At 68.7% G+C, this 8572-nt stretch carries 7 protein-coding genes and 2 pseudogenes; 1 reads left to right on the top strand and 8 read right to left on the bottom strand.

The genetic code is table 11. From position 1 onward, the window contains the following. A pseudogene (locus tag EAO75_RS47075) lies at positions 1 to 207 on the top strand (hypothetical protein); the annotation flags it as partial. A 250-nt stretch (positions 208 to 457) separates the two neighbouring features. Here EAO75_RS47075 and EAO75_RS06680 read toward each other — a convergent pair. The 8 genes and pseudogenes from EAO75_RS06680 to EAO75_RS06645 form a co-directional block, all read right to left on the bottom strand. Beyond that, positions 458 to 1012: a TetR/AcrR family transcriptional regulator gene (locus EAO75_RS06680; protein WP_147994315.1), complete on the bottom strand. Its 555-nt coding sequence runs from the start codon at positions 1010 to 1012 to the stop codon at positions 458 to 460. A gap of 95 nt (positions 1013 to 1107) precedes the next feature. After that, positions 1108 to 1950: an RNA polymerase sigma factor WhiG gene (gene whiG / locus EAO75_RS06675; RefSeq protein ID WP_147994030.1), complete on the bottom strand. Its 843-nt coding sequence runs from the start codon at positions 1948 to 1950 to the stop codon at positions 1108 to 1110. Positions 1951 to 2256: 306 nt separating this feature from the next. Beyond that, a pseudogene (locus EAO75_RS06670) lies at positions 2257 to 3081 on the bottom strand (DNA-processing protein DprA); the annotation flags it as partial. A 307-nt stretch (positions 3082 to 3388) separates the two neighbouring features. Next, positions 3389 to 3634, bottom strand: coding sequence for a hypothetical protein (locus tag EAO75_RS06665; protein ID WP_147994029.1), 246 nt, complete (start codon positions 3632 to 3634; stop codon positions 3389 to 3391). 177 nt (positions 3635 to 3811) lie between these two features. Further along, positions 3812 to 4408, bottom strand: a complete 597-nt coding sequence (locus EAO75_RS06660; RefSeq protein ID WP_147994028.1) for a DUF6262 family protein — start codon at positions 4406 to 4408, stop codon at positions 3812 to 3814. After that, positions 4405 to 4689 (bottom strand): hypothetical protein, encoded by a 285-nt coding sequence (locus EAO75_RS06655; protein ID WP_147994027.1) that lies wholly within the window; start codon positions 4687 to 4689, stop codon positions 4405 to 4407. Before EAO75_RS06655 ends, EAO75_RS06660 begins: the two co-directional genes overlap by 4 nt. Further along, on the bottom strand, positions 4686 to 7328 hold the full coding sequence (locus EAO75_RS47070) for a tyrosine-type recombinase/integrase (RefSeq protein ID WP_261989160.1): 2643 nt from the start codon (positions 7326 to 7328) through the stop codon (positions 4686 to 4688). Before EAO75_RS47070 ends, EAO75_RS06655 begins: the two co-directional genes overlap by 4 nt. Then, entirely contained in the window at positions 7325 to 8518 is a 1194-nt protein-coding gene (locus tag EAO75_RS06645; protein WP_261989159.1) for a tyrosine-type recombinase/integrase, read from the bottom strand. Before EAO75_RS06645 ends, EAO75_RS47070 begins: the two co-directional genes overlap by 4 nt. Between the last annotated feature and the right edge of the window lie 54 nt (positions 8519 to 8572).

Here is an 8572-nt window from a genome sequence, read left to right as displayed (position 1 = left end):
GTGACAGCAGCATCGTCGCCGTCAGGAGCAGCAACAACACCAGCCGCCCGCAGAGCCTCGCCGGGGTCGCACTGCGGGGGGACGTGCGTGCACTGGGGCTTGCGGCGGGGTGAGGCGTACCTGGATCCCCTGTCGCTGCTGCCACCGTGGCTGCTGCACAGGGGCCCGTCGAGGTTGCTGCCGGTGCTGGGGGTGCCGTTGCCGTCCTACCCGGCTCGGCCAGGACGGCCAGGGCTCACATCTGTGGCAGCCGGTGCTCGCATCCGTGGCAGCCAGGGCTCGCATCCATGGCAGCCGGTGCTCGCATCCACGGCAACCGGTGTTCGCATCCATGGCAACCGGTGCTCGCAACCCGCGGGCACTCGCGCCGCCCAGGGCGGCTCCCGGGCCCAAAGATGGGCGGCACCCCGCCGGCGCCTGGCTGCGCAACCCACTCGAGCGCAGCCCCCAGCACGCGTCAGCCCCGCACACCCCGCAACGCCATAGCCACAGCCGCCTCCGTAATCGCCGAAGGCTCCTCCGCCGCGCCCAGCTCGATCCTGCGCACGGCCGCGTCCACGACCCCCTGCAGCAACATCGCCGCCAGCCGGGGCTCCGCGTGCATCTCCCCCAGCGCCTCGACGATCATCGCGACCAGCCCGCCATGCGCGGCCCGGATCTTCTCCCGAGCCCCGGCGTCCAGCTCACTCGCGGAGATCGCCACGACGGCCCGGTGCCGCCGGTCCCCCACCAGCGAGAGCTGCCGGCGCACATACGCCTCGACCTTGCCCTCGGCAGTCGACTCCCGCTCCATCGCCGCGGAAACCTCCGCAGCCCACACCGGGAAGTCGACCTCGCACAGCTCCTCGACCACGGCGGCCCGCGACCGGAAGTACTCGTAGACGGACGACCGCGCGAGCCCCGTCCGCTCGGCGAGAGCCGGGAAGGTCAGCGCCTCCGTCCCACTCTCGGACAACAGGGATCGCGCCGCGTCCAGCAGGGCGGCTCGCTGCATCGACCGGTGCTCGGCCACGGAGGCCGCTCGAATCCTTGGCACGTCAACCACTCTACGGACGCGCCCGCGCCGACGGGAGTGTCTCCGCCCAACCCCACGCGCGTCCCGCGAGGTCAACGACCGAAGCCGGCCAGCTTCGCCCGCAACTGCAGCACGGACTTGGTGTGGATCTGACTGACCCGGCTCTCGGTCACGCCCAGCACGTTCCCGATCTCGGCCAGCGTGAGTCCCTCGTAGTAGTACAGCGTCACCACGGTCTTCTCCCGCTCGGGCAACGTGTTGATCGCCCGCGCCAGAAACCGCCGCAGCTCCCGGTCCTCGGCCACCTCGACCGGATTGTCCGCGGCGGTGTCCTCCAGCGTGTCCATGACGCTCAGTCCGTCGCCGCCCTCGCCCCCGCCGTGCAGCAACTCCTCCAGCGCCACCACGTTCGCCAGCGACAACTGGCTGAAGACCGCGTGGAGTTCGTCCACCGCGATGCCCATCTCGACGGCCACCTCCGCCTCGGTGGGCGTGCGCCGCAGCCGCGCCTCCAGGGTGGCGTAGGCCCGCTCCACGTTGCGCGCCTTCTGCCGCACCGAACGCGGGATCCAGTCCAACGCCCTGAGCTCGTCGATCATCGCGCCCCGGATCCGCGTGATCGCGTACGTCTCGAACTTGATCTCCCGGTCGATGTCGAACTTCTCGATCGCGTCGATCAGCCCGAACACCCCCGACGAGACGAAGTCGGCCTGCTCCACGTTGGGCGGCAGACCGACGCTCACCCGGCCCGCTACGTACTTGACGAGCGGCGAGTAGTGCAGGATCAGCTGCTCGCGCAATCGCTCGTCCCCCGTCGCCTTGTACGACCGCCACAGCTCGTCGAGCGTCGAGGGAGCGGGCGGTCGCACGCTGCCACCGTCACGGGCGGCTGGGGGGATCGCCGCCCGGTCGGAGCCGGAGGTGTGCTGGGGCATTCGTTGCCTTGTGCCGTTCTGCCGTGAAGTGGGGGGTGCTTTGGGGGAGCTGTCGGTCGGATGTCGCTCTGGTGCCGTTCTGGGGACCTTCCGGTGTCGAGGTGCCGGTCTGCGCCGGAATCCTCGTGAGCGTAGCGTGACTGAAGTGTCGCGGTGCGCGAACGACGGAGGGCAAGCCGTACGCAGATACGTTCCGCTGGACGCCCCGCAGGGTCATGGTGATCGCTCTACGTGATCACCCGAACACCCCAACTGGGGGAATTCACAAGGGCATCCGTGTTCCCCCGTACGGCCGAACACGCTCGGTCAACATCCGCTTCGACCGGCGCGAACGGAGATCATCGCCTGGCGTGTCAACTTCCAGCCATCGCCGTGTCGTTCGACGTAGCCAAGTGAGCGGAGTTCGTACAGTCTCGCGATCGCGTCGTCCTCGGTGGTCTGCGCACCGCGTGCGATCTCGTCCGCCCGTGCCGTGCGGCGGCCGGGCAGGGCGGCCAGGGTCCGGCGGGCGGCCGGCTCCAGCAGGTCGCGCGGCAGGACGGGACCGCGCCGCTCGGGAGCCAGCTCGCCCATGTCGCCGACGAGCTCGACCACCTCGGCGGCGTCGGTCACCAGGACGGCGTCTGCGCGCAGGAGTTCATGGACCCCCGCCGAGAGGCCGCTGGTGGCCGCGCCGGGAACCCCCATCGTGTGACGGCCCAACCGCTGGGCCGCCCGTGCGGTGACCAGTGAGCCGCTGCGATGGGCGGCTTCCACGACGACCGTGCCCCGGGTCAGCGCCGCGATCACCCTGTTCCGCACGATGAATCTGCTCGGCGTCGGATGGTCGCCGGGTGGCAGCTCCCCGATGACCAGTCCCTGTTCCGCGATCCTGTTGATCAACTGGGTGTGCCCGCGCGGGTAGGGCCGGTCGACGCCGCAGGCGAGCACGGCGACGGTGGCCCCGCCGGCGCCGAGAGCACCCCTATGAGCGGCCCCGTCGACTCCGTAGGCACCCCCGGACACGACCACCCACCCCCGCTCGGCGAGACCGCCGGCGAGGGTGGCCGCCATGTGCGCGCCGTACTCGGTGCACGCACGCGCCCCGACGACGGCCACGGACCGCAAGGCCCACATCCGCAGACTGGCCCGCCGTCCAGCACCTCACCACCGAGCCACCACCAACGAAGTGCGTATACCGCTGGATGGTGAATGGCAATGCAGCGTCGAAAGTTTTGACACGTTCGAAACGGGTGCAGCACGCACTTCCAACACCAGCTCACGACACTTCGCGACGATCTGGCAACTTTTCCAGCCATGCCCTCAGCGTAGGGAGGCGTCGCCACAAAAGTTCGCTGGCATGCTCGTTGCCCCGACCGCGTATGCCGTCCTTAGACCACCGGCCTTGGTAATCGCAGATTCACCTACGATCAGCCAAACGGGGGACGGGACCGAGTTTTCAGAAGGACGCGGGTCCGAGTAGGTCGACGGTGTGCTCGGGTTCTCCGGGGGGAGCGATGAAGACCGCAGGGCCGATGTCGCGGGTGCGGGTCTCGTGMCACCTGTCGCTCTGCCGCCCGGCCCAGGCCACGGGGCTGCGGCTGATCACGAAGGAGTCGGCGCCGGGGTCTTGCTGCAGGACGATCAGCGCGGGTTCCCCGGTGGTCTTCTCGGCGTGGACGTCGACGAAGGGCAAGTGCCGCATGTCTCCGTCCCACCGGACGGCCAGTGCCGCGTCGRCGAGGGCAAGGGTTGCTTCCAGGACCCAGGCGGCCTTCTCGGGCCAGACGTTGTCGGTCAGCCAGTAGGTCAGGGGCAGGACGCTGTCGTGGTCGTCGGCGTAGAGGTCGAGGGGAAGCGTTAGACGAACATGGCGTTTCCCTCACTGCGGGGTGCCGGCCGGGAGGGCCTGCTGGAGTTCGAGGATCTGGACTTCGAGGTCGGCGATGCGTTTGTCGGAGAAGCGAAGGTTGGTGCGGGCGCCATCGAGGCGTTCTTGGAGCTTGCGGTGCTCTTGCGTCACCTGCTGAAGGCGGCGTTTGAGGGTGGTGTTCTCGGTGGTGAGGTGCTGGACGGACTCGCCTGGGACCATCTGGTCGATGTCGCGGAGCTGGCCCATGAGCTCGCCGATCCGCTGCCGTTGGAGCAGGACCTCCTTCTGGGTTCGGGTGAGTTCGGCCTCGGCGTTCAGGGCCCGCTCTCGCCAGGACGCCTCGATCAGCTCGTGCTTCTCGCCGGTGCGTCGGTCGTGGCGGCTCTTGCTGTYCACGACGGCCTGCTGGACGAGCGCGCGGGCGTCCGGATTTTCGTAGAGAAAGGTGGCGGACACATCCGCCCGCTCGGCGATCGCCCGCACTGCGAGCCGGCCGCGTTCGCGGCGGAGCTGGGTGATGGCCTYCTCGACGCGGGTGAGTTTGTCGTTGGTCTGCTGACGGCGGGCGGCGATGGCCGCCGCGGTCTGACCGGGGCCGGAGGTCACAGCGTCACCTCGCCCTCGTCGGCTGGCCGGACCGCGTCTACGACCGTGATCGCGMCGCTGTGGGCGTACTCAAACGCCGCGGCGGCGTACGTGCTGACGTAGAGCTCGCTCAACTCGACGGGGAGGTGCTTCAGCCGCTGGACCACCACGCGCTCGATGCCTTCGGTGCACTTGAGTACCGAGGTAGCGTCCGCACGGATGTAGGTCTCGATCGACTCGACAGGGACGTGTCCCAGCTGCTGGCGGGCGATGATCTGCAGGTGGCGGTCGGCAGCGGTCATGACAGGTCCTCGTTGTCGTCGGTGTCGTACTCGTCGTCGAAGTCGGTGTCGCCGTGGTCCTCGTGCTGGGCGAGTTCGTTGGCGCGGAAGGCGGTGGCCCAGACGCGGCCGAAGTAGTCCTGAGGCCGTCGCAGGTCCAGGGCGAGGGCTTCGTCGAGGAGGCCGACGGCGGCCAGGGCCTTCTCCAGGCCGTCGATTGCGAGGGCGGTGGGCTCGAAGAGCTGGTGGAGGTAGTCGGTGACCTTGGGGTCGCCGGCGCGTTCGGCGAGCATCCGCCACTGTTCGCGCTTGCGGTGCCAGTAGACGAGGTCGGCGCCGGACATCACGAACTTCTCGCAGTTGTGGCAGTCCATCTGCCAGGGGCAGGCGCCGCCGTCGACCACGACCTGGAAGGTGCAGAAGCCGCCCTCGGCCGGGGTCGACTTGCGGGTGAGGTCGATCATCATCGCCTCGGCCTGCTCGCGGCTCATCGGCTCTCCGCCGGACAGCACCACGCCCGGTTCCAGGGCGCCAGGGCCGGTGACCCAGATCGCGTTCAGGGCGTCTTCGAGCCGCTGGTCGGTGTTGGCGAGGTGGACGTAGTGCTCGGCCATCGCCTCGGAGACCTGCCCGAGGTAGCGCTTGACGTGGGTGAGGTTCGCCCCGTTCTTCAGCAGGTTGGTGGCCAGGGTGTGTCGGGTCTGGTGGGTGACGACGTGGATGTCGGTGAGCGAGTCGATCCACTGGCGGAACTGGGTGTTGAACCAGCCGTAGCTGATGCCCTTGAGGTGGTTCCGGTTGGAGTTCCGTGCCGGGAACAACGCGATCTTCCGTCGTTCCTCGCCGCTCGGGACGCGGCCCTCGCGCTCCAGGAACCGGTCGATAGTGCGGGCCTGACGGGCCTTGAGTCGCTCGTATAGACGCTCCGAGATGCGGATGGCCTCGTCGTAATTGCCGACCTTCGTCGCGTCGTACCAAAACATCGGAAGTCCGCCGAGCCGGCCGATGCACTCCAGCCGCAGTTTCAGCACCTCGCTGCTGCGGCGGCCGGTGACGACCAGAGCCTCCCAGATGTCCCGCAGCCCGCGGTCGTCGACGTCCTGGGCGTCCAGGGCCTGCAGGTTGGCCTCCTTGGAGACCGCCTGGGCGACGTCGTCGGGGAACGGGCGGCGCCGGCCCTTGATCCGCCTCCCCGTGGGAACAGCCAGGACAAACGCCCGGTCCAGGCCGAGGCGTTCGGTGTCCCCGTTCTCCAGGGCCTTGCGCAGGATGCGGCGGACCCCGTCGAAGTACCCGGAGACCATGCCCGCAGTGACGGGGCCATGCTCTTTGCCGCCGCGGCGGCGGCTCGCCGCCAGGGGCCGCATGCCGTGCTCGGCCCGGTGCCGCTGATCGGCGACGAAGTCCACCATGTGACGGCCTTCGATAAGCCGGGGGTCATGGCCGCCCTCGGGCACCTGAACCTCCAAAAACGCGCTGAGTTCCGCGGCTCCGCGCCGGTCCAGGTCGAAGGGCTGGGTGCTGCGGGGCGGGTCGGTCAGCAGCCGGTGGGCCATCTGGTCCCAGACCAGGTCACGCAGCCACCGCTGGGAGACCCCGACCAGGTCGATCTGCCCGCCGTGGCTGCTGAGCTTGACCCCGAAGTGCTCGGTCTCGATGTAGCCGGCGTCCCGGGTGTCCTCGCGGGTGAAGTAGACCAGCCGCAACATGCGGAGCATTCCCTTGGCGACCAGCGCCGGGAAGTTCCTCATCCCTTCGAGGTCGAGGTCGGCCAGCGAGTTGACCTTGAGGTTGCGGCAGTCGTCGGCGAGGTACTGGATCCAGGGCAGCGGCCAGTGCCCGGCCTCGACCGTCATCTGAGTGCGCTGGAACATGCACCACTGGATCTCCGCCTTCGCCAGCGGCCGCAGCCCCAGCAGGGACACAGTGCCGTTCATCCGGTGGGACGGGTCGGCCTCGGCGCACCACTTCCGGAACGCCAGTTCGTCGTCGTAGAGGACCGGGATCGTCTTGCCGCGGTCCGACAGCCAGCGGCCCCAGCCCTTGGGCAGATGGACCCGGCCGGGCGAGCCGGCCTTGCGATAGCGGCGGACGTGCCGCTGACACAGCCCAATCGGGTTCTCCGCCAGGTCAGGGCAGGCCAGCACCCGGCACTTCCCGAACGGCACGAACGGCTGCTGGGAGGCAAGGAACGCCTCATAGTCCGGCAAGCCGTCCCGGCCCAGCCGCTTCCAGTTCACCTTGCGGGCAATCCACCGCTGGGTGTGCAGGAAACACAGCGGATTGGACGCCCAGGCCGGGATGTCCGGGCAGATCGTGCAATCCTCGGGCTGATACCAGGACGTCGGCGTCAACGGCTCGGCCGTGCGCATGAAGTCGACGAGGGTGCCGCCAGCTACGCGGGCCTTGCGCCACTCGATGATGTGGTTGGCGCAGAGCGAGCACGCCGGTTCCTGGGCCCGCTCGCACTGCGGGACCTTGCAGATCCACCCGTATGCCTCGTGCTCCTCCGGGATGCGGATCACGTCCTGGCGGAACAGGGCGGCGTCGAAGCCCGGCGCCGCCATCAGCGTGTGCAGAACCTCCAGGCGATCGCCCGTGGTCCGGCTCGGCTGATCCGGGGTGATGACGGGCAGCAGGTTGCGGGCGGGTTCGCTCACGCCTCCTCACCCCAGACCGCCTTCAGCGCGGAGGTGAACTCCGTGGAGTGCATGTCGGGGTGGCCGTAGACCTCTTCGACGGTCTGCACCGACGCCCAGTTGCCAGCCGCCTTGGCCACCCAGCTGTCGTTGTCCGTGACGTCGAGGATCTTGTTGGTTGTCGTGTGCCGGAACGCGTGCGGCTTGATGCGGCCGGGCAGGTCGGCCCGCTGGCCGGCCCGCCGCAGCATCCCGCGGGCCGCGTCCGCCGTCCACGGCTCGCCGATCCGCGGCCCGGACAACTGGATCAGGAGCATGCCGTGCCCCGTCGCGTACTTCGCGTACTCGCTCGTCATGTACTTGAAGTAGGAGCTGACCATGGCCGGGCTTGCCCGGTAGATCTCGCCGCCGGTAATCACGCCGTCGGTCGTCTGCCAGTCCTCCTTCTTCTTCGCCTTGGCTCGGTTGGGGTTGGTCTGCCGGTGACAGACGTGGACGTGCGGACTCTTGCACTCGCCGCAGGCCGCGTTCTCACGCAGGTGCAGGTCGACCAGGTGCAGGCCAGCCAGGCCGCCGATCCGCAGGGCCGTGTCGGACAACCAGGTCACGACCATCTCGTCGCGGGCGGTGTTCACCGCGCGCATCAACTCCAGCCGGGCATTGTCCGGCAGCATCTTCGGGTGCCGTCGACGGGTGCCTTGCCGTGGTGCCAGCGGATTCGACGGCATCGAGTTCTTCACGTGCCCGAAGAAGGACCTGTTGCGGTCCGCCTTGGTGGGCAGCCGCTCGACGTCCAGCGCCTCACGCAGCTCGTCGTTGATGCCGCGCTTCACGCACTGGTGCAGGTAGAAGCCCTTCAGGACGGTCGCGGAGATCGACAGCGCCGAGGTGCCGTACGGGCGCTTCGGCGGTACCCGCCACGGCGTCCCGTACGGCATCGGCACCTGCGCCCCCACCGCACCCTGATAGCGGTGGAGGTCCATGATCGTGATCGTCTCTGTGGTCAGGCCCTCGCGGACGCGCCACCGAAGGTGGTCAACGAGGTAGTAGGCGTAGGTCTCTTGGGAACCCGAGCCCTCGTAAAGGCGCAGATAGCTCTCCGACTCCTCATCGACCGAGCAATCGGGGCAGACGATCCCGAACGACCAGCTGCCGTCCGTCCGTCTGATTTTCTGCACCCGCAGGTCTTCCAGCACCAATGTGCTTCGCACCAGGCATTCCTTCCGCTTCATCCTGTACAGGGCGAACAGAAGCAAACTGCTAGC

This window comes from Streptomyces sp. UW30, assembly GCF_008042075.1.
In the GTDB taxonomy this organism is placed as follows: Bacteria; Actinomycetota; Actinomycetes; order Streptomycetales; family Streptomycetaceae; genus Streptomyces.
This window is presented reverse-complemented; position numbering and strand designations above follow the sequence as displayed.